Genomic DNA, 18,451 nt, shown 5'->3' with positions numbered 1-18,451 from the left:
GTGGTAGAGCTGGCCGATCATGCGGTTGAAGAGGTTGCGCTGGGCGGCGGCGTGCCAGTCGCCGCGCTGGCGTCGTCGCCGGTAGTGGGCGTTCGCTCCCTCGGAACGCCCTTAGCAACGGATTAGGGCCTCTTGGTAGCTCGCGGTTGTCGAGTCCAGCGAGCAGCAAGAGGCCCTGTTGTCGAAGTGTCGCGTGGTCGTGGTTGCCGGGTCCAGTTGGTCCACTCGGGGGTGTGACTGTCTCGCCCATCGGTTCGGGAACGCGGCCGACCGGCCGGAGCGCCGGCCCCGGTACGGCTCGGACATGAGCGATGCCGAGTGGGCACGGGTGCGCGATCTGCTGCCGGTGCCGGGATGGCTGGCGGGCCGGGGCGGGCGTCCGGAGGGCTACTGCCACCGGCAGATGATCGACGCGGTGCGCTACCTCGTCGACAACGGCATCAAGTGGCGGGCGATGCCCTGTGACTTCCCGCCCTGGCCACGGGTGTACGCCTTCTTCGCCCGCTGGCGGGATACGGGACTGGTGGCCGAGCTGCACGACCGGCTGCGCGGAGCCGTCCGCGCAGCTGAGGGCCGTGAGGAGGAGCCGAGTGCGGCGGTCGTGGACTCGCAGTCGGTGAAGGCGGACGCCACCGTCGCCCACGCCTCGCGGGGGTTCGACGCCGGCAAGAAGATCAACGGGCGCAAGCGCCACCTGCTCACCGACACCCTCGGGCTCCTGCTGGCCGTGCTGGTCACGCCGGCCTCCACGACCGACCGGGACGCCGCCCGCATCCTGCTGCCGACGGCGAAGAATCGCTTGCGGCGGCTGGCGCGCATCTGGGCCGACGGCGGTTACACCGGCCACCTCGCCGACTGGACCACCCGGCACCTGGGAGTCGTTCTCGACGTCGTCCGCCGCAGCGACGATGCCAGCGGCTTTCAGGTCCTGCCCCGCCGCTGGGTCGTGGAAAGATCCTTCGCCTGGCTCCTGCGCGGCCGGCGCCTGGTCCGTGACTACGAGCGGCGCACCGACACCAGCGAAGCCGTCGTCCTGTGGTCGATGGCCACGCTCATGAGCCGCCGCCTGGCCGCCCAGCACCAGCACCAGCACCAGCACCAGGAGCCTGTTCCGGTGCGGGCAGCATGAACCTGCCCGGTTTCTCCTCCACCAGCCAGCCCCGCTCCACCAGCCGCTTCAACCGTGCCCGCGCTCCCTCGACCCGGGAGGCCAACGCGCTGTCCCAGCCCAGTACCACCGCTGCCCGCCGGGCACCCAGCCCGTCGCCTCCCGCCTCCAGGGCGGCGGCCATCAACGCCTGGTAGTCCACCGACAAACCCCCGACCCCGGCCGCGTTCTGCCGATGAGGCACCGCCCGGCGCGGTCCCACCGGCTTCCTTGGCGACACCCCGTCGGCCACCACGGCGGGCGCATCCTCCTCGGCCAGCGCCTCCAGATACTGCTCCAGGCCGATCACCCGGCGCCGGAGCACCTCTTCCGCGTCCGCCAGAGCCGCCCGCACCCGCTCCAGCTCGGCCTCGAGTTCCTCCACCCGCACCGCCGCGGCCTTCTGCCGCGCCTCCAGGACCGCCCGCATCGACGGCATCCGCCACCCCCCACGACATCTCGGCCAGCAACGAGCCGAGACTTCCGCGACAGCCGCGCTCTCATGTCTGAGCAGCAAAAGTCGCACACGAGGTTCGGAAAGAGAACGACCTCTAAGGTCAAGGATGGGGCTCCGTCCCACGTCGCGGTGTGGCGTTCAGTGCGCAAGCACGGTGAGACGAAGACCAGGAAGAGCCGCCGGACGATCGCGCTGCCGAAGCAGGTGGTCGACGTCCTTGTAGAGCACATGCGATGGCAAAAGCAGGAGCGAGCGTCACGAGGGATGGAGTGGAGCCCTACCGGCTGTGTCTTCACGACCCGGAGCGGTGAACCGCTCGACGCGGCCAATGTCCGGCGAGACTTCAAGGCCATCGTGAAGAAAGCCGGACTGGAGCCGGAGTGGACCCCGCGGGAGCTCCGGCACAGCTTCGTGTCCCTGCTCTCTGACCACGGCATCCCGCTGGAACGGATCGCGCTCTTGGTCGGCCACAGTAGCCAGGCGACCACAGAAGCTGTCTATCGAAAGCAGCTTCGCCCCGTGATCACGCAAGGCGCTGAAGCCATGGATGAGATCTTCTCCGATGACGAGAGAGCGACGTAAGGGTCGTAGATCTTCAGCCGTACGGTGTGGGATTTGCCCTGCCTCGGGGCCCGATCTTCGCGATTGGGCCCCGAGACGATTGGAAGGAGTGAGGACCCAGGATTACGAATCTAGTAGGTCTCGGCAAAGCTGGATGAAAGCATCTGAGGATTCGTAGGTCTTTTCTTTGCGCTCCAGGAGTGTGGACACGCCCACTGATGCTTCCCCCATGCTCGGCACATAGTGCCCCTCGTCTGTGGCGATGGCGAGACCCAGCATGTTCGTCCACACGTGCAGCGCCCCCACTAGTTCCATCGCCGCAAGGGCTGCTTCCTGTGGACCTTCCAAGGCCACTAGGCTCTCCGCTGCATCTAGTCTGCGGACCGCATCTTCGAACTGCGGCGCGAGGTCAACTGCACTGGCCTCGTCGCCTTCGTAGGCGTCCGTGGCCGCGGTGCCCAGCCTGATTGCCTCGGAGCTTTGACTCAGTAGTTGGCTGTATGCGTCTCGCCGCTGCTGCCGCCGCCAGTGTTCGTGCTGGTTCCGCCTCTGGTCTCTACCGGCCAGCCGCGTGGAAGCCAGCGTGCCCACGACACCGATGACGCCACCGATCGCGGTTCCTGCTAATCCAGCTATGCCTGGGTCCATGACGCCATTAGAACTGAGTCTTCTGCCCACCAGGCACGCGGACCGAACCACAGCGCATCTGAAGTTTGATCATCTTCGGTTGGCCCCCGGTTTGGCCCCCTAGGCACGACAGAGGCCCATCCGCAATCACGCGGATGGGCCTCTGACCAGCGTCGGGGTGGCGGGATTTGAACCCACGACCTCTTCGTCCCGAACGAAGCGCGCTACCAAGCTGCGCTACACCCCGATGTCGCTTTGAGCAGGCCACTTCAAGTGGGTTGTGCCGTGGCGACGTCGTTTACTTTAGCCCACCGGTGGCTGGAGGCGAAATCCGGTTTTCGGGGGTCTGCGACGTGGGCCCGGGCCTGGGCGGATGCGATCGACGGCGATGAGGAGAAGGGCGAGGTTGTAGCAGGCGAGGGTGAGGACGGTGGCGTTGCTGAGGGCTCCGATGTAGCCGTGGCGAACTGGGTCCAGGAAGGGGTACAGGGAGCCGGTCGGGTCGTTCGGCGGCAGGAAAGCGCCGTGGGTCAGGGTGAAGGTCAGGTGCGCGAGGGGGAAGAGGAGCCAGACCGCCGCGTGGTGCGGGCGTAGCGGGGCGGGGCGGGTCAGCAGGAGCCAGTCCAGTGCTGCCGCGAGAGGGAGCGCCGTGTGGAGGAGCTGGTTCGAGAGGGCCTGCCAGCCGGTGAGCGGGGCGGCACCGCCGGTCGGCGAGCCGTTCGCGAGTATCACGTGGTGGAACACGCCCGCGCCAGTGACGTACAGCAGCGTGCCGGTGGTGAGTGACGGCGGGAGTGGGCGGTGGGCCGTCCATGCGCGCCCGGAGGAGAGGGCGAACACCGCCGCCGCCAGGATGCCGCTCTGGAGCGTGAAGTGGGTCAGTGCTCGCAGTGGGCTGCCCGCGAACAGCGTGATCGTCACGCCCGTCGCCGCCGTCAACGCGATGAGTGCGCGGAAGGCGGCGGCCAGGGGGCGGCGTACGCGCGGCAGCACCGCATACGCCGGGACCATGGGGACCTTGGTGGCGGCTGCCTCGGCGGCTATGCGGGGGATGGCGGGGATGTCCGGCATATCCGCGGGCATGGACGCCGGTATGGACGCCGGTATGGACGCCGGTATGGACGCCGGTATGGATGCCGGTGTGCAGGCCGGTATGGGGGGCATGGGGGCGGTCATGCCCTCACGCTAAGTTCGGCGGACAAAAGGGGCGATGCGGGTTGAACCGGCCGAGGGAGGCCTCCCTCAATGCACCAGTTCCGTTACCCCTTCTACTCCCTCCCCGTAAGCGTCAGCAGCGTCGCCTCCGGCGGGCACGCGAACCGTACCGGCGTATAGCGGTTCGTGCCGCAGCCCGCCGAGACGTGCAGGTAGGCCGTCCGCCCGGCGGCCGTATGCGTGGACAGGCCCTTCACCCGGTCCGTGTCCAGGTCGCAGTTGGTGACGAAGGCGCCGTAGAAGGGGAGGCAGAGCTGGCCGCCGTGGGTGTGGCCGGCCAGGATCAAGGGGTAGCCGTCCTCCGTGAAGGCGTCGAGGACGCGCAGGTACGGGGCGTGGGCGATGCCCATCGAGAAGTCGGCCGAGTCGGACGGGCCGCCGGCCACGCGCGCGTACTGGTCGCGCTTGATGTGCGGGTCGTCGAGGCCGGTCAGCTCGATCTCCAGGCCGTCGATCTTCAGCGCACCCCGGACGTTCGTCAGGTTCAGCCAGCCCGCCGAGTCGAACCCGTCGCGCAGGTCCTCCCACGGGTTGTGGATGGCGCCTACGACGGGCGGGTTGCCGTTCAGCCCGTGCCGTCCCTGCGCCTTCTCGAGCAGGTACCGGGCGGGGTTGCGGGGTTTGGGCCCGTAGTAGTCGTTCGAGCCGAAGACGTACGCGCCCGGGAACTCCATCAGCGGACCCAGCGCGTCCAGTACCTCCGGCACGCCCTCCGGGTCGGACAGGTTGTCGCCGGTGTTGACGACGAAGTCGGGGCGCAGCCCGGCCAGCGAGCGGAGCCAGCGCTGCTTCTTGCGCTGGCCGCTCACCATGTGGATGTCGGAGACCTGGAGGACGCGGAGCGGGCGCATCCCGGGCGGCAGCACCGGGACCGTCACCCGCCGCAGCCGGAAGGAACGGGCCTCGAAACCCACCGAGTAGAGCAGACCGGCAGCGCCGGCCGCCGTGATTCCCAGGGGTACTCCGTATCGCGCGCGCATACGCCCATCGTGTCAGACGACCCGTACGGACGAGCCGCACGGCCCAGCCCCGGGCGACGAAGGCGTGCCGCGGGAAATCAACGGGCGGTTGTCGCACCACACCTGCGACAATCGCTCCCATGACCAAGCTCAAGTCGAAGCTGCAGGAAGACCTCAACGCCGCGATCAAGGAGCGCGACGAGCTCCGCTCCTCGACGCTCCGGCTGACCCTCGCCGCGATCCAGAAGGAGGAGGTCGCGGGTACGGAGAAGCGCGAGCTCTCCGACGACGAGGTGCAGAAGGTGATCGCCAAGGAGGCGAAGAAGCGCCGCGAGGCGGCCGAGGCCTTCACGCAGGGCGGTCGCGCCGAGTCGGCCGAGCGGGAGAAGGCGGAGGGCGAGGTCCTCGCCGAGTACCTGCCCAAGCAGCTGTCCGACGACGAGCTCCAGCAGATCGTCGCCCAGGCGGTCGAGGAGGCGAAGGCGGCCGGCGCCGAGGGCCCGCGCGCCATGGGCCAGGTCATGAAGATCGTGAACCCGAAGGTGGCGGGCCTGGCCGAGGGCGGCCGCGTCGCCGCGCTGGTCAAGAAGCAGCTCGCGGGCTGAGGCCCGAAGGCCGGGACGGCCGTACGCCGGTGGGGGCGCCCCTTGTTGCAAGGGGCGCCCCCACCGGCGTACGGGAGTAGGGCGGGCCTACGGGAAGTTGCCACCGTTCCCGTTGCCGCCGCCGTTGTTGCCGTTCCCGCCGATCGTCCACTCCTCGGGTATCGAGAAGGACGGATCGGGGAGGTCGGGGATATCGCCGATGCCGCCGTTGTCGTTCCCGCCGTTGCGGTTGTCCTCGTCCCCGTTGTCCTCGTCGTCGCGGTCCTCCTCCCGGGGGCGCTCGACCTCGGGGATCCTGACGGGGTTGAAGCTCCCGGAGTCCTTGCCCGCGAGAGCGCCGGCCATGGCGTCCTTCCAGATCGGTCCGGGCACCGCGCCGCCGAAGACCTTCTCGTGCCACTCGCCGCCGATCGTGATGTTCACCATCTTGACCTTCTGGGTGGCGCTGCCGACCCAGACCGCGCCGGACAGTTTCGGCGTGTAGCCCACGAACCAGGCGTTCTTGCGGAAGTCCGTCGTACCGGTCTTACCTGCGTTGTCCCGGTCGGTGAGACCGGCCTGCTGGCCCGTACCGGAGTCGACCACGCCGCTGAGCAGCGCGTTGATCATGTCCGCGGTGGACTCCGACATCGCGCGCGAGCACGACGACTTCGGCACCTTGAGCGACTTCTTCTCACCGCCGAGCTGCTGGCTGATCGACTCGATCGCGACCGGCGTGCAGTACGTGCCCCGGTTGGCGAAGGCCGCGTACGCGCTCGCCATGGTCAGGGGCGAGAGGCCGGTGGAGCCGAGGGTGAGCGAGGAGGGCACCTCGGGCACTTTGGTGCCGTTGCCCTGCACCACACCCAGCTTGTCGGTCATCTTCACCACCGGGCACATGCCCGTGTCTTCAAGCATCTGCACGAAGTAGGTGTTGACCGACTTGCCCATGGCCTCCTCCAGGCCGTACGGGCCGACCTCCGACTCGTCCTCGTTCTCGACCTTGGCCTTGCCGCCCTGGTTGATCCAGGGCTTTCCGCTGCACGTCTGCACCGAGGTCGGATACGGCATCTCGTACGGCGCGGGATAGACCTGGTTGGCGGGCTTGCCCTCCTCCAGGGCGGCCGCGGCCAGGAACGGCTTGAACGTCGAACCCGTCGGGAAGCCGAAGTTCGAGCCGCCCATCTTCGCGTCGACCGAGTAGTTGTACTCCGTCTCGTTCTTGCCGTAGCCGTACGGCTTCGACTGGCCCATCGCCAGGATCTTGCCGGAGCCGGGCTCGACGAGCGTCGACGCCGCCGCGACCTTGTCCTTCTTGTAGACGTGGGTCTTGAGCGACGCCTGCACCGACTCCTGGGACTGCGGGTCGAGCGTCGTACGGATCGTCAGACCGCCCTGGTTCCAGACCTTGGCCCTGGCCTTCTTGGTCTTGCCGAAGACCGGGTCGGTCAGGAACACCTCGCGGACGTAGTCACAGAAGAAGGCAGCGCCCTTGACCGCCGTAATACACCCGTTGTTCGGCTTGCTGACCTTCAGGCCGAGTGGCTTCTCCTTGGCCGCGTCGGCCTCCGCCTGGGAGACGTTGCCCAGGTCGGCCATGCGCTGGAGGACCACATTGCGCCGCTGTGTCGCCTCTTGCTCGTCGTTGACCGGGTCGTAGCGGGTCGGTGACTGGACGACGCCGGCGAGCAGCGCGGCCTGCTCCAGCTTCAGGTCCTTCGCGGACGTGGAGAAGTAGCGCCGGGCCGCGGCCTCGACACCGTAGGCCTGCTGGCCGAAGAACGTGATGTTCAGGTAGTTCTCGAGGATCTTCTTCTTGCCGAGCTCTTCCTCGACCTGGATCGCGTGCTTCAGTTCCTTGATCTTGCGGCCAAGGGTCTGCTGCGTGGCCTGGGCGACAAGCGTCGGGTCGTCGCCGGCCTCCTCCACGAAGACGTTCTTCACGTACTGCTGCGTGAGCGTGGACGCGCCCTGGGACACTTCGCCGCTCTGCGCGTTCCGGTTGAGCGCGCGCAGGACGCCCTTGAGGTCGACTGCGCCGTGCTTGTAAAAGCGGGAGTCCTCGATCGCGACGATCGCCTGCTGCATGTACGGCGATATGTCTTTGAGTTCGACCACGGTGCGGTCGCGCGAGTAGACCGTGGCGATCCGCCCTCCCTGGTTGTCCAGGATCGTGGTGCGCTGACTCAGCGGCGGACGCTTGAGGTTGGCGGGGATCTCGTCGAAACCCTCGACCGAGCCCTTGGCCGCCAGCCCCAGCGCGCCGGCCGCGGGCAGCGCGATGCCCGCCGCGACGGCTCCCGCGAGCACGCTGACACCTAGGAACTTGGCGGCTTGCTGAACCGGAGACAGGCCGCCACCCGAGCGTTTGTTTGCCATGAGGGCAGCCTACGTTCTCATTCACCGGACACGCGTACAGGCCTTGGCCTAAGCTGCTCACAACTGTCACAGCAGCAGGGCTACGTATCAATACGGCTGGCGACCCCGAATCGTTCCAGTCGTTTCCCAACTTTTTTGTTGGGCTCGTGCCCGAATCCGCCTCATGTGTCACTTGGCGTCCGTTGTGACGCAGCTCAACTGTCCTGGTTTGCCGGGAAGGTTACGTATGCCGTCGGCTCACTCCGTTGGGTGATCTGTCGCGTACCCATAGTCCATTCGGGCCATTCAAGATTGGGCACGCAGGGGCTGGTTGACTGTGCCCACCTTCCGTAACGTCCTCAACTGGCGGCGGTGAATATGCCGCTGCCGCCGTGGGGGAGCCTCGATTCGGGAGAGGACGGCGCCGGTATGGGCTGGGTAACCGACTGGAGTGCGCAGGCGGCCTGTCGCACTACCGATCCGGACGAACTGTTCGTTCAAGGAGCAGCGCAGAACAGGGCGAAGGCGGTGTGCACCGGATGTCCGGTGCGTACGGAATGTCTTGCCGATGCGCTGGACAACCGCGTCGAGTTCGGCGTGTGGGGAGGGATGACGGAGCGGGAGCGCCGCGCACTGCTGCGCAGGCGGCCAACCGTCACCTCTTGGCGCAGGCTGCTCGAGACAGCGCGTACGGAATACGAGCGGGGGGCGGGCATTCTGCCCCTCGACGAGGAAGAGGTGTACGAGCACTACGCGGCGGTGGGCTGACCGCTCGCCGCGGTCACGTCACACGAACCGCCGCGGTCGCGCGTACCTACAAGCGCCGTACACAGCCGTATACGACTGCTGTACGGGCCGTATACGACGCTGTCTGCGACCCGGCCCGCGCGGTCCCGTACGCAGCAGGGGTCCACGCGACCCCGAGAGGCTCACGCAGCTCCGGCCGGCTAGGCACCGGCCGCGAGCCGGTCCCCGATGTCCCGCAGCCCTGCGAGGTCGTGCACATCGCCGGGCAGCGCGGCCACTTCCGCCACCGCCACCTCGGGGTGGAGCGAGGTGAAGCGGTCACGCGTGCGCTGCTCGCGGAAGAGCAGCCGCATGCGCTCGGCGTGCAACCTCAACAGGCCCGCGGTGAGATGGTCGACGGTTCGGGCCGTCCCTGCTCCTTCGGCGTCGATCCGGTCCGCGGCGGGGGAGCCTGCGTCGGGTGCGGGAGCCTCGGGAACGGCGGAATCGGGCGATTCTGAACTGCCGTACGTGTCGGGAGAGTTACGAAGTCCAGCTTTCCCACCCTCCTGATCGACAATGCGGGCTTCCGCAAGATTTTCCGCGGCGGCGAGCGCCCGCTCGGCGGACAGCTGGGCGGCGCCGCTGCTGTGGACCCGGTTCAGTACGAGACCCGCGAGCGGCATGTCCTCGGCGGCCAGCCGCTCCACGAAGTACGCGGCCTCGCGCAGCGCGTCGCGCTCCGGGGCCGCCACCACCAGGAAGGCCGTGCCGGGCGCCTGGAGGAGCTTGTACGTGGCGTCCGCGCGCGTACGGAAACCACCGAAGGTGGTGTCCATCGCGGCCACGAACGTCTGGACGTCCTTGAGGAGCTGGCCGCCGAGCAGCTTGCCCAGGGTGCCCGTCATCATCGACATCCCGACGTTCAGGAACTTCATCCCCGCCCGGCCGCCCAGCTTCGCCGGCGCGGTCAGCAGCCGGATCAGCCTGCCGTCCAGGAAGGACCCGAGCCGCTTCGGGGCGTCCAGGAAGTCGAGCGCCGAGCGCGAGGGAGGCGTGTCGACGACGATCAGGTCCCACTCGTCGCGGGCCCGCAGCTGGCCCAGCTTCTCCATCGCCATGTACTCCTGCGTGCCCGCGAAGCCCGCCGAAAGCGACTGATAGAAGGGGTTGTTCAGGATCGCGGCGGCCCGCTCGGGGTCCGCGTGCGCTTCGACGATCTCGTCGAAGGTGCGCTTCATGTCGAGCATCATCGCGTGCAGTTCGCCGTTCGCGGAGTCGTCGACGCCCTTCACCCGGCGCGGGGTGTTGTCGAGCGCGTCGATGCCCATCGACTGGGCGAGCCTGCGCGCCGGGTCGATGGTGAGGACGACCACCTTCCGGCCGCGCTCGGCGGCACGCAGCCCGAGGGCCGCCGCGGTGGTGGTCTTGCCGACGCCGCCCGCCCCGCAGCAGACCACGATGCGGGTCTTCGGGTCGTCGAGCAGCGGGTCGACGTCCAGGAGGCGAACCGGGTCCAAGCTCATGAGATCCCCTGCCGGCGCAGTTCGGTGGCGAGTTCGTACAGGCCCGCGAGGTCCAGTCCCTCGGCGAGCAGCGGGAGTTCGTGCAGCGGGAGGCCCAACGCCTGGAGTGCGGCCCGCTGTTCGCGCTCCAGTGCGTACCGCTCGGCGTACTCCTCGGCCTGGGTGAGCAGCGGTTCCACGAGCCGCTCGGCGACTCCGCCGCGGCGGGCGCCGCCGAGTCCGGCCGCGGACAGCGACTTGGCGATGGCCGTACGCGGTGCCTCACGCGTGAGGTCCAGGTCGGCCTCGTCGAGGATGGCGGGCCGCACCATGTTCACGATGATCCGCCCCACCGGCAGCTTCGCGGCACGCAGTTCGGAGATGCCGTCGACGGTCTCCTGGACGGGCATTTCCTCCAGGAGGGCCACCAAGTGGACAGCCGTCTCACGGGACTTGAGGACCCGCATGACGGCCTGCGCCTGATTGTGTATCGGGCCTATTTTGGCGAGGCCCGCCACCTCGTCGTTCACGTTCAGGAAGCGGGTGATGCGGCCCGTCGGCGGGGCGTCCATGACGACGTAGTCGTACACGAACCGCCCGGTCTTGTCCTTCCTGCGGACTGCCTCACACGCCTTCCCGGTGAGGAGTACGTCCCTGAGGCCGGGCGCGATCGTCGTCGCGAAGTCGATGGCGCCGAGCTTCTTCAGGGCGCGTCCGGCGCCCCCCAGTTTGTAGAACATCTGGAGGTAGTCGAGAAGCGCCAGCTCGGGGTCTATGGCGAGGGCGAACACCTCCCCGCCCCCGGGAGCGACGGCGATCTTCCGCTCCTCATAGGGCAGCGCCTCCGTCTCGAAGAGTTGCGCGATGCCCTGCCTGCCCTCGACCTCGACCAGGAGGGTGCGTTTGCCCTCCGTCGCGAGGGCGAGCGCTAGTGCTGCGGCGACCGTCGTCTTGCCGGTACCGCCCTTGCCGCTGACGACCTGGAGCCTGCTCACATCTTCGAGCCTAACCAGTCGGCGGCCGGGCTACGCAGGAGGCTGTGGACAACGGTGGGCGGAGGCTGTGGAGAACGGGTGGCGGAGGCTGTGGGGAACGTGCGTGGGAGGCCGGCCGTAAGGCGTGCCGAAGGCGGGGTGCAAGGCGCGCGGGAGGCCGTGCGTGGCAGCGGATACAGTCGGCCACATGACCAAGTGGGAATACGCGACTGTGCCTCTGCTCGTACACGCCACGAAGCAGATTCTGGACACCTGGGGCGAGGACGGCTGGGAGCTCGTCCAGGTGGTGCCCGGGCCGAACAACCCCGAGCAGCTGGTGGCCTACCTGAAGCGCGAGAAGCAGGCATGAGCGCCGTCGAGGCCAAGCTGGCCGAACTGGGGCTGACCCTCCCCGAGGTCGTGCCGCCGCTGGCCGCGTATCAGCCTGCCGTGCGGTCCGGGGTGTACGTCTACACCTCCGGCCAGCTCCCCATGGTGGACGGCAAGCTTGCCGCCACCGGCAAGGTGGGTGCTCAGGTCACTCCGGAGGTGGCCAAGGAGCTGGCCGCCACCTGTGCGTTGAATGCCCTGGCCGCGGTCAAGTCGGTCGCCGGTGACCTCGACCGTGTCGCGCGCGTGGTGAAGGTCGTCGGCTTCGTGGCCTCGGCCGCCGACTTCACCGGCCAGCCCGCCGTAGTGAACGGCGCGAGCGAGCTGCTGGGCGCGGTCCTGGGCGACAAGGGCGTACACGCTCGAAGTGCGGTCGGGGTGGCGGTGCTGCCGCTGGACTCGCCGGTGGAGGTCGAGATCCAGGTGGAGCTGACGGAGGCGTAATCAGGTCCTCTCCGGGGCGTCGGTCGGTCGATCGGGCTTCCTGGGGGCATTGGTTCTGGCACTGGTTCCTCCGGGGCAGCCCCTGGAGCAGCCGATTGTTGCCTCTCGAACATCAGCTCTCTACGGGATAGCCTCCGCGCATGGCGAATGGGCAGTGGTACCCACCGGAGTGGCCGGACCGTATCCGCGCGCTCACGGAGGGCAGGCTCACACCGGTCACCCCCAAGCGGGCGGCCACCGTCATGCTGCTCAAGGACACTGACGGCACTCCCGCCGTACACATGCTGCGCAGACGCGCCTCCATGGCCTTCGCCGGAGGCGCGTACGCGTATCCCGGGGGCGGCGTGGACCCCAGGGACGACGAGCGGCAGATCCGCTGGACGGGTCCCACGCGCGCGTGGTGGGCGTCCCGGCTCGGCGTCGACGAGACCTCCGCCCAGGCGATCGTCTGCGCGGCGGTGCGCGAGACGTACGAGGAGGCGGGCGTGCTGCTCGCCGGCCCCACCCCGGACTCCGTGGTCGGCGACACCACGGGCGACGACTGGGAGGCGGACCGTGAGGCCCTGGTCGCCCGGGACGTCTCCTTCGCAGAGTTCCTGGAGCGCAGAGGGCTTGTGCTGCGATCCGATCTCCTGGGGGCGTGGACGCGCTGGATCACCCCGGAGTTCGAACCGCGCCGCTATGACACGTGGTTCTTCGTGGCGGCCCTCCCGGAAGGCCAGCGCACCCGCAACGTCTCCACGGAGGCCGACAGCACCGTCTGGATCCGCCCCGGGGAGGCGGCGGACGCGTACGACAAGGGCGACCTCCTGATGATGCCGCCCACCATCGCGACCCTGCGCCAGCTCCGCTCGTACGCCACTGCCGCCGAGGCCCTCGCCGCCGCACCCGAACGCGATCTGGCCCCCGTTCTGGCGAAGGCCCGCCTGGAGGACGGCGAGCTGGTGCTCTCCTGGCCAGGACACGACGAGTTCACCAAGCACATCCCGACCGGTGGAGCCCCCGCATGACGGACGCAGCAGCCCTTCCCGGCCAGCCGCGGGGCGGGGTTCTCGACGGCCCCGCCACCGCGCGTGCGATCAACGTCCTCGCCCCCAACGCGTCCCCTATGACGCTCGACGGGACGAACACGTGGATCCTCGCCGAACCGGACTCCGAGCTCGCGGTGGTGATCGACCCGGGGCCCCTGGACGACGTACACCTGCGCCATGTCGTCGATACGGCGGAGAAGGCGGGCAAGCGGGTAGCGCTGACCCTGCTGACGCACGGGCACCCCGACCATGCCGAGGGCGCCACGCGGTTCGCTGAGTTGACCGGCACGAAGGTACGGGCGCTCGACCCCGCGCTGCGGCTCGGCGACGAGGGCTTGGCGGCCGGAGACGTGATCAGGACGGGTGGCCTGGAGCTGCGCGTCGTACCGACCCCCGGTCACACCGCCGACTCGCTCTGCTTCCATCTGCCCGCCGACCGCGCCGTCCTGACCGGCGACACGGTCCTCGGCCGGGGCACCACAGTCGTCGCCCACCCCGACGGCCGCCTCGGCGACTACCTGGACACCCTGCGACGACTGAGGTCCCTGACGGTCGACGACGGCGTACACACGGTGCTGCCGGGCCACGGCCCCGTCCTCGACGACGCCCAGGGAGCCGTCGAGTACTACCTCGCCCATCGCGCCCACCGCCTGGCCCAGATCGAAACAGCGGTCGAGAACGGCTACCGCACGCCGAGCGAGGTAGTGGCGCATGTGTACGCCGACGTGGACCGCTCGCTGTGGCCGGCGGCGGAACTGTCGGTACGGGCACAGCTGGACTATCTGCGGGAGCACGGCCTCATTTAGAGCCCGCGCCCTGTCCCCTTCCCCGCGTGGGCGGCTGCAGGAGCGCCCCGAGGAGGCCGCAGGCCTCTTAGGGGCGCGGGGAACTGCGCGATCAGCCACAACGGCCCCGCAGCCGCGACACGACATGTCACCCCCCACCCCCTGGCGGGGTCCCGGGGCGCAGCCCCAGGGACGGGACGGGTAGGGGCGGCGGGGGCGAGAACCATCCCGGCACGCCCCCACGAGCGACAACAAAAGGGTCCCGCCTCCCAAAGGGCGGGACCCCATCGCCGTACGGCCAAGACCCAGCGTCAGCGAGACCGCTTGGCCAGCCGCTCCACGTCCAGCAGAATCACCGCACGCGCCTCCAGCCGGAGCCACCCGCGGCCCGCGAAGTCGGCGAGCGCCTTGTTGACCGTCTCGCGGGAGGCGCCGACCAGCTGGGCGAGCTCCTCCTGGGTGAGGTCGTGCACCACATGGATGCCCTCTTCGGACTGCACGCCGAAGCGGCGCGACAGGTCGAGCAGGGCGCGCGCGACCCGGCCGGGAACGTCCGAGAAGACCAGGTCGGACATCTGGTCGTTCGTCTTGCGCAGGCGCCGGGCGACGGCGCGCAGCAGGGCGGCGGCCACCTCGGGGCGCGCGTTCAGCCACGGCTGAAGGTCGCCGTGGCCCAGGCCCAGCAGCTTGACCTCGGTCAGCGCGCTGGCGGTCGCCGTGCGCGGGCCCGGGTCGAACAGAGACAGTTCGCCGATGAGCTCGCCGGGACCGAGGACGGCGAGCATGTTCTCGCGGCCGTCGGGGGACGTGCGGTGGAGCTTGACCTTGCCCTCGGTGACCACGTACAGGCGGTCACCCGGGTCACCCTCGTGGAAGAGCGCGTCGCCGCGCGCGAGGGTCACCTCACTCATGGAGGCGCGGAGCTCCGCGGCCTGCTCGTCATCGAGCGCCGCGAAGAGCGGGGCGCGCCGCAGAACGTCGTCCACGAGTTCTCTCCTTGTCGACCTGCTCAGGGGATCTTGCTCCCCCGTGTACCAGGGGACGGTGTTCCCCATATTGCCGGACGGTCCAAACAGTGTGATCAGTCACAAGTCTGCCGCACGCACGTCCCGGGCAGTGCGGCAGGGGGCCAATTGAGGGCCGATCCCGGAGGGGCGGGGCGGATGTCGGTGGTGGGCTTTAGGCTGGCCGGGTGTCCAAATCGCCGGTGAGAGCACAGGTCAAGGGGGCTGGACGGGTGGCTGCACGTCGCGATTCCGCTGTGGGCGAACAGAGCTCCGGCGGAACGAAGAAAACGACAAAGGCGGCGAGTCCGGCACCGGTCGAAGGGGCGTCGGGGGCCGCGAGGAAGGCGACGGCTCCTACGAAGAAGGCATCGGCTACGACGAAGAAGGCCGCGCCCGCCAAGAAAGCTGCCCGGACGGCGACCAAGGCACCCGCAAAGAAGGCTGCCACCGCAAAGAAGGCCGTACCCACGAAGACCACCACCAAGAAAGCCGCCCCCGCCGAAGTGACCCCCGCCAAACCTCCCCGGAACGAGTCCCGTACCGCCCTTGTCCGCCGCGCCCGCCGTATCAACCGCGAGCTCGCCGAGATCTACCCGTACGCCCACCCGGAGCTGGACTTCGAGAACTCCTTCCAGCTCGTGATCGCCACCGTCCTTTCGGCCCAGACGACCGACCTGCGGGTGAACCAGACGACGCCGGCGCTCTTCGCCAAGTACCCCACTCCGGAGGACCTGGCCGCGGCCAACCCCGAGGAGGTCGAGGAGATCCTCAGGCCGACGGGCTTCTTTCGGGCCAAGACCAAGTCGGTGATAGGGCTCTCCAAGGCCTTGCGGGACGACTTCGGCGGCGAGGTTCCCGGACGTCTGGAGGACCTGGTCAAGCTCCCCGGCGTGGGCCGGAAGACCGCCTTCGTGGTGCTCGGCAACGCCTTCGGGCGGCCAGGAATCACCGTGGACACCCACTTCCAGAGGCTCGTACGCCGCTGGCAGTGGACCGACGAGAAGGAGCCGGACAAGATCGAGGCAGCCGTCGGCGCGCTCTTCCCCAAGAGCGACTGGACGGACCTCTCCCACCATGTGATCTGGCACGGCCGCCGTATTTGCCACGCCCGCAAGCCAGCCTGCGGCGCCTGCCCCATCGCCCCGCTCTGCCCGGCGTACGGAGAGGGCGAGACGGACCCGGAGAAGGCCAGGAAGCTCCTGAAGTACGAGAAGGGCGGCTTCCCGGGCCAGCGCCTCAAGCCTCCGCAGGCGTACCTGGACGCGGGCGGCATCCCCGCGCCGCCGCTGGGGGCGCCCGCGCCGAGCGCGTCTTCAGCGGATTCGGGATGACGGAACGATCAGGTGGGCCAAGGGCGTTGAGATCAGCAGAACGGGGGTGTCGATGACGCACGCGAGCGATATGCACAACGGCCGACTGGGCCTGAGCAAGGACGGCCTGCCCGGCTGGCTGGACCCGGTGGTGCACGCCGTGGAGACGGTGGAGCCGCTCCAGCTGAGCCGCTTCCTGCCGCCGACGAACGGCGCGGGCCGCCAGTCCGCCGTACTGATTCTGTTCGGCGAAGGGGAGCGCGGCCCCGAGCTGCTGCTCATGGAGCGAGCCCATTCGCTCAGATCGCATGCGGGGCAGCCGTCGTTCCCCGGTGGCGCCCTCGACCCCGAGGACGGCGACCCGAAGGCCGACGGGCCGCTGCGGGCCGCTCTCCGCGAGGCCGAGGAGGAGACCGGGCTCGACCCGCGCGGCGTCCAGCTCTTCGGCGTACTGCCCGCGCTCTACATCCCGGTGAGCGGCTTCGTGGTCACCCCGGTGCTGGGCTGGTGGCGCGAGCGTACGCCGGTGGGCGTCGTCGATCCGAACGAGACGGCCCGGGTGTTCACCGTCCCCGTGGCGGATCTCACGGACCCCGCCAACCGCGCGACGACCGTCCACCCCAGCGGCCACCAAGGTCCGGCATTCCTGGTCGAATCCGCCCTCGTCTGGGGTTTCACAGCCGGAATCATCGACCGACTCCTGCACTACTCCGGCTGGGAACGACCTTGGGACCGCGAGAAGCAGGTCCCGCTCGACTGGCGCTCATGACAGGGTGGGCGCCGTGCTGTGTCTTTCCGGGGAATGTTGTGTCCCATTGCCGCTGCGCGGCGGGCCGGACCCCCGGCCGGGCGATGGCGAACGTGAAGTGACGAGGCGAGGCTTGAATCAGTGAACGTGCTGGACATCCTGCTGCTGGTCGCCGCCGTGTGGTTCGCGATCGTGGGCTATCGCCAGGGGTTCGTCGTCGGCATCCTGTCGGTGATCGGCTTCCTGGGCGGCGGTCTCGTCGCCGTCTACCTGCTGCCTGTCATCTGGGACGCCCTGACCGATGACGCCGAAGTGGGCACCACGGCTGCCGTTGTCGCTGTGGTCGTCGTGATCGTCTGTGCCTCCGTCGGCCAGGCCCTCACCACCCACCTCGGCAACAAGCTGCGCCGGTACATCACCTGGTCCCCGGCCCGCGCCCTGGACGCCACGGGCGGCGCCCTCGTCAACGTCGTGGCGATGCTGCTGGTCGCCTGGCTGATCGGTTCGATGCTGGCCAATACGACGGCGATGCCCACGGTCGGCAAGGAAGTCCGTAACTCCAAGGTGCTGCTGGGGGTGTCGGAGGTCCTGCCCGACCAGGCCGACACCTGGTTCACCGACTTCTCCTCGGTCCTCGCGCAGAACGGCTTCCCGCAGGTCTTCAGCCCGTTCTCGGACGAGCCCATCAAGGAAGTGGAGGCCCCCGACCCGGCCCTGGCCAACAGCGCGGTCGCCGTCCGCGCCCAGCGTTCCATCGTCAAGGTCACCGGCACCGCCGAGAGCTGCGGCAAGGTCCTCGAAGGCACCGGCTTCGTCTTTGGCCAGCGCCGCGTGATGACGAACGCGCACGTGGTGGGTGGCGTCGACGAGCCGTACATCCAGATAGGCGGCGAGGGCAAGCGGTACGCCGGGAAGGTAGTGCTCTACGACTGGGAGCGCGACATCGCCGTACTCGACGTACCCGATCTGCGCGCCCCCGCTCTCCAGTTCACGTCCCAGGACGCCGCGAGCGGCGAGGGCGCGATCGTCGCGGGCTTCCCGGAGAACGGCTCGTACACCGTCAACGCGGCGCGCGTACGCGGCCGCATCACGGCCGACGGCCCGGACATCTACCACCGGGGCACCGTGCGCCGCGACGTCTACTCGCTCTACGCGACCGTGCGCCAGGGCAACTCCGGCGGGCCGCTGCTCACCCCGGACGGCAAGGTGTACGGAGTGGTCTTCGCGAAGTCCCTCGACGACCCGGAGACGGGGTACGCGCTCACCGCGGACGAGGTCCAGGAGGACATCGCCAAGGGCCGCACCGCCAACCAGCAGGTGGACAGCGACAGCTGCGCGCTGTGACCGGGCGCCGCGGGGGCGGTTCAGCCGCGGGGATGGCGCAGGCGCGCCGAGACCCAGCGGGCCCGGCGCCTCAGAATGCGTGGGATGCCCAGCCGGGGGTCCGTGCCCTGCATCTGCGGGGCGCCCCTCTGGTGGGAGCTCAGGCCACCGGCCGAGCGGCGGTTGCGTGCTGCGTCACTGTAGTCGTGCGTCCAGCCCATACCCCGACGTCTGCCCCTGCCCCAAGGTCGATAACCGCCCCCATGGCCCCCAATTGGCCTATGCGCGAGGCATTGGCAG

General features: G+C 69.1%; 21 protein-coding genes and 1 tRNA gene. 12 read left to right on the top strand and 10 right to left on the bottom strand.

Features of this window, described 5'->3' with window-relative positions; all coding sequences use genetic code 11:
- The first annotated feature begins 304 nt into the window (after nt 1–304).
- Entirely contained in the window at nt 305–1,129 is an 825-nt protein-coding gene (locus OP79_RS20730) for an IS5 family transposase (RefSeq protein WP_106972436.1), read from the top strand.
- Here the strand turns inward: OP79_RS20730 and OP79_RS20725 are convergent.
- Nucleotides 1,053–1,577 (bottom strand): hypothetical protein, encoded by a 525-nt coding sequence (locus OP79_RS20725; protein ID WP_051744781.1) that lies wholly within the window; start codon nt 1,575–1,577, stop codon nt 1,053–1,055. The two genes, OP79_RS20730 and OP79_RS20725, sit on opposite strands and share 77 nt — an antisense overlap.
- A gap of 168 nt (nt 1,578–1,745) precedes the next feature.
- Here OP79_RS20725 and OP79_RS20720 point away from each other — a divergent pair, with 168 nt between their 5' ends.
- On the top strand, nt 1,746–2,186 hold the full coding sequence (locus tag OP79_RS20720; RefSeq protein ID WP_245685399.1) for a tyrosine-type recombinase/integrase: 441 nt from the start codon (nt 1,746–1,748) through the stop codon (nt 2,184–2,186).
- 102 nt (nt 2,187–2,288) lie between these two features.
- Here the strand turns inward: OP79_RS20720 and OP79_RS20715 are convergent, their stop codons facing one another.
- The 3 genes from OP79_RS20715 to OP79_RS20705 all read right to left on the bottom strand — a co-directional run bounded on the left by OP79_RS20715 (nt 2,289) and on the right by OP79_RS20705 (nt 3,863).
- The gene (locus OP79_RS20715) at nt 2,289–2,813 is read right to left on the bottom strand and encodes a hypothetical protein (RefSeq protein ID WP_157857335.1); all 525 of its coding nucleotides are present in this window, start codon (nt 2,811–2,813) and stop codon (nt 2,289–2,291) included.
- A gap of 152 nt (nt 2,814–2,965) precedes the next feature.
- A tRNA-Pro gene (locus tag OP79_RS20710) sits at nt 2,966–3,039 on the bottom strand.
- A gap of 56 nt (nt 3,040–3,095) precedes the next feature.
- Nucleotides 3,096–3,863, bottom strand: a complete 768-nt coding sequence (locus OP79_RS20705) for a Pr6Pr family membrane protein (protein WP_245685398.1) — start codon at nt 3,861–3,863, stop codon at nt 3,096–3,098.
- Here OP79_RS20705 and OP79_RS58055 point away from each other — a divergent pair.
- On the top strand, nt 3,853–3,981 hold the full coding sequence (locus tag OP79_RS58055; RefSeq protein ID WP_281193221.1) for a hypothetical protein: 129 nt from the start codon (nt 3,853–3,855) through the stop codon (nt 3,979–3,981). The genes OP79_RS20705 and OP79_RS58055 overlap by 11 nt on opposite strands.
- Before the next feature lie 79 nt (nt 3,982–4,060).
- On the opposite strand, the gene OP79_RS20700 is transcribed toward OP79_RS58055, so the two are convergent.
- Entirely contained in the window at nt 4,061–4,987 is a 927-nt protein-coding gene (locus OP79_RS20700; protein WP_033321761.1) for a metallophosphoesterase, read from the bottom strand.
- Between the two features lie 119 nt (nt 4,988–5,106).
- Here OP79_RS20700 and OP79_RS20695 point away from each other — a divergent pair, with 119 nt between their 5' ends.
- Entirely contained in the window at nt 5,107–5,571 is a 465-nt protein-coding gene (locus tag OP79_RS20695; RefSeq protein ID WP_033321760.1) for a GatB/YqeY domain-containing protein, read from the top strand.
- Between the two features lie 87 nt (nt 5,572–5,658).
- On the opposite strand, the gene OP79_RS20690 is transcribed toward OP79_RS20695, so the two are convergent.
- Nucleotides 5,659–7,929: a transglycosylase domain-containing protein gene (locus OP79_RS20690; protein ID WP_033321759.1), complete on the bottom strand. Its 2,271-nt coding sequence runs from the start codon at nt 7,927–7,929 to the stop codon at nt 5,659–5,661.
- 408 nt (nt 7,930–8,337) lie between these two features.
- On the opposite strand from OP79_RS20690, the gene wblA reads away from it, so the two are divergent.
- Nucleotides 8,338–8,676, top strand: coding sequence for a transcriptional regulator WblA (gene wblA, locus OP79_RS20685; RefSeq protein ID WP_033321758.1), 339 nt, complete (start codon nt 8,338–8,340; stop codon nt 8,674–8,676).
- Nucleotides 8,677–8,855: 179 nt separating this feature from the next.
- Here the strand turns inward: wblA and bagB are convergent, their stop codons facing one another.
- Nucleotides 8,856–10,160, bottom strand: coding sequence for an ATPase BagB (gene bagB / locus OP79_RS20680; protein WP_033321757.1), 1,305 nt, complete (start codon nt 10,158–10,160; stop codon nt 8,856–8,858).
- The gene (bagA, locus tag OP79_RS20675; RefSeq protein ID WP_033321756.1) at nt 10,157–11,134 is read right to left on the bottom strand and encodes an ATPase BagA; all 978 of its coding nucleotides are present in this window, start codon (nt 11,132–11,134) and stop codon (nt 10,157–10,159) included. The genes bagB and bagA overlap by 4 nt, the downstream gene beginning before the upstream one ends.
- 187 nt (nt 11,135–11,321) lie before the next feature.
- On the opposite strand from bagA, the gene sp36 reads away from it, so the two are divergent.
- The 4 genes from sp36 to OP79_RS20660 all read left to right on the top strand — a co-directional run bounded on the left by sp36 (nt 11,322) and on the right by OP79_RS20660 (nt 13,784).
- A complete protein-coding gene (gene sp36 / locus OP79_RS54005; RefSeq protein ID WP_003975360.1) occupies nt 11,322–11,483 on the top strand; it encodes a Sp36 family protein in 162 nt (53 codons plus the stop codon).
- Nucleotides 11,480–11,947: a RidA family protein gene (locus OP79_RS20670; protein ID WP_033321755.1), complete on the top strand. Its 468-nt coding sequence runs from the start codon at nt 11,480–11,482 to the stop codon at nt 11,945–11,947. The genes sp36 and OP79_RS20670 overlap by 4 nt, the downstream gene beginning before the upstream one ends.
- 140 nt (nt 11,948–12,087) lie before the next feature.
- Nucleotides 12,088–12,957, top strand: a complete 870-nt coding sequence (locus OP79_RS20665) for an NUDIX hydrolase (RefSeq protein WP_033321754.1) — start codon at nt 12,088–12,090, stop codon at nt 12,955–12,957.
- On the top strand, nt 12,954–13,784 hold the full coding sequence (locus OP79_RS20660) for an MBL fold metallo-hydrolase (protein WP_033321753.1): 831 nt from the start codon (nt 12,954–12,956) through the stop codon (nt 13,782–13,784). Before OP79_RS20665 ends, OP79_RS20660 begins: the two co-directional genes overlap by 4 nt.
- A 290-nt stretch (nt 13,785–14,074) precedes the next feature.
- Here the strand turns inward: OP79_RS20660 and OP79_RS20655 are convergent, their stop codons facing one another.
- Nucleotides 14,075–14,749 (bottom strand): Crp/Fnr family transcriptional regulator, encoded by a 675-nt coding sequence (locus tag OP79_RS20655; RefSeq protein WP_016642758.1) that lies wholly within the window; start codon nt 14,747–14,749, stop codon nt 14,075–14,077.
- A gap of 251 nt (nt 14,750–15,000) precedes the next feature.
- Here OP79_RS20655 and nth point away from each other — a divergent pair, with 251 nt between their 5' ends.
- From nth to OP79_RS20640, 3 genes are all read left to right on the top strand, one after another.
- On the top strand, nt 15,001–16,101 hold the full coding sequence (nth, locus tag OP79_RS20650; protein WP_051744780.1) for an endonuclease III: 1,101 nt from the start codon (nt 15,001–15,003) through the stop codon (nt 16,099–16,101).
- Between the two features lie 52 nt (nt 16,102–16,153).
- The gene (locus OP79_RS20645) at nt 16,154–16,849 is read left to right on the top strand and encodes an NUDIX hydrolase (RefSeq protein ID WP_033321752.1); all 696 of its coding nucleotides are present in this window, start codon (nt 16,154–16,156) and stop codon (nt 16,847–16,849) included.
- A 120-nt stretch (nt 16,850–16,969) separates the two neighbouring features.
- Nucleotides 16,970–18,172 (top strand): MarP family serine protease, encoded by a 1,203-nt coding sequence (locus OP79_RS20640; RefSeq protein ID WP_033321751.1) that lies wholly within the window; start codon nt 16,970–16,972, stop codon nt 18,170–18,172.
- Between the two features lie 20 nt (nt 18,173–18,192).
- Here the strand turns inward: OP79_RS20640 and OP79_RS57070 are convergent, their stop codons facing one another.
- Entirely contained in the window at nt 18,193–18,372 is a 180-nt protein-coding gene (locus tag OP79_RS57070) for a hypothetical protein (protein WP_078491910.1), read from the bottom strand.
- Nucleotides 18,373–18,451: the final 79 nt, after the last annotated feature.

This window comes from Streptomyces yerevanensis (assembly GCF_000716805.1).
Lineage (GTDB): Bacteria > Actinomycetota > Actinomycetes > Streptomycetales > Streptomycetaceae > Streptomyces > Streptomyces flaveus.
The sequence above is the reverse complement of the archived record's forward strand: the minus strand, read 5'-3'. Positions and strand labels throughout refer to the sequence as shown.

Coding starts and splice junctions, on each gene's coding strand:
- OP79_RS20730 (WP_106972436.1), top strand. CDS start 305: ATGAGCGATGCCGAGTGGGCACGGGTGCGCGATCTGCTGCCGGTGCCG.
- OP79_RS20725 (WP_051744781.1), bottom strand. CDS start 1,577: ATGCGGGCGGTCCTGGAGGCGCGGCAGAAGGCCGCGGCGGTGCGGGTG.
- OP79_RS20715 (WP_157857335.1), bottom strand. CDS start 2,813: ATGGACCCAGGCATAGCTGGATTAGCAGGAACCGCGATCGGTGGCGTC.
- OP79_RS58055 (WP_281193221.1), top strand. CDS start 3,853: ATGTCCGGCATATCCGCGGGCATGGACGCCGGTATGGACGCCGGTATG.
- OP79_RS20705 (WP_245685398.1), bottom strand. CDS start 3,863: ATGCCGGACATCCCCGCCATCCCCCGCATAGCCGCCGAGGCAGCCGCC.
- OP79_RS20700 (WP_033321761.1), bottom strand. CDS start 4,987: ATGCGCGCGCGATACGGAGTACCCCTGGGAATCACGGCGGCCGGCGCT.
- OP79_RS20695 (WP_033321760.1), top strand. CDS start 5,107: ATGACCAAGCTCAAGTCGAAGCTGCAGGAAGACCTCAACGCCGCGATC.
- OP79_RS20690 (WP_033321759.1), bottom strand. CDS start 7,929: ATGGCAAACAAACGCTCGGGTGGCGGCCTGTCTCCGGTTCAGCAAGCC.
- wblA (WP_033321758.1), top strand. CDS start 8,338: ATGGGCTGGGTAACCGACTGGAGTGCGCAGGCGGCCTGTCGCACTACC.
- bagB (WP_033321757.1), bottom strand. CDS start 10,160: ATGAGCTTGGACCCGGTTCGCCTCCTGGACGTCGACCCGCTGCTCGAC.
- sp36 (WP_003975360.1), top strand. CDS start 11,322: ATGACCAAGTGGGAATACGCGACTGTGCCTCTGCTCGTACACGCCACG.
- OP79_RS20670 (WP_033321755.1), top strand. CDS start 11,480: ATGAGCGCCGTCGAGGCCAAGCTGGCCGAACTGGGGCTGACCCTCCCC.
- OP79_RS20665 (WP_033321754.1), top strand. CDS start 12,088: ATGGCGAATGGGCAGTGGTACCCACCGGAGTGGCCGGACCGTATCCGC.
- OP79_RS20660 (WP_033321753.1), top strand. CDS start 12,954: ATGACGGACGCAGCAGCCCTTCCCGGCCAGCCGCGGGGCGGGGTTCTC.
- OP79_RS20645 (WP_033321752.1), top strand. CDS start 16,154: ATGACGCACGCGAGCGATATGCACAACGGCCGACTGGGCCTGAGCAAG.
- OP79_RS57070 (WP_078491910.1), bottom strand. CDS start 18,372: ATGGGCTGGACGCACGACTACAGTGACGCAGCACGCAACCGCCGCTCG.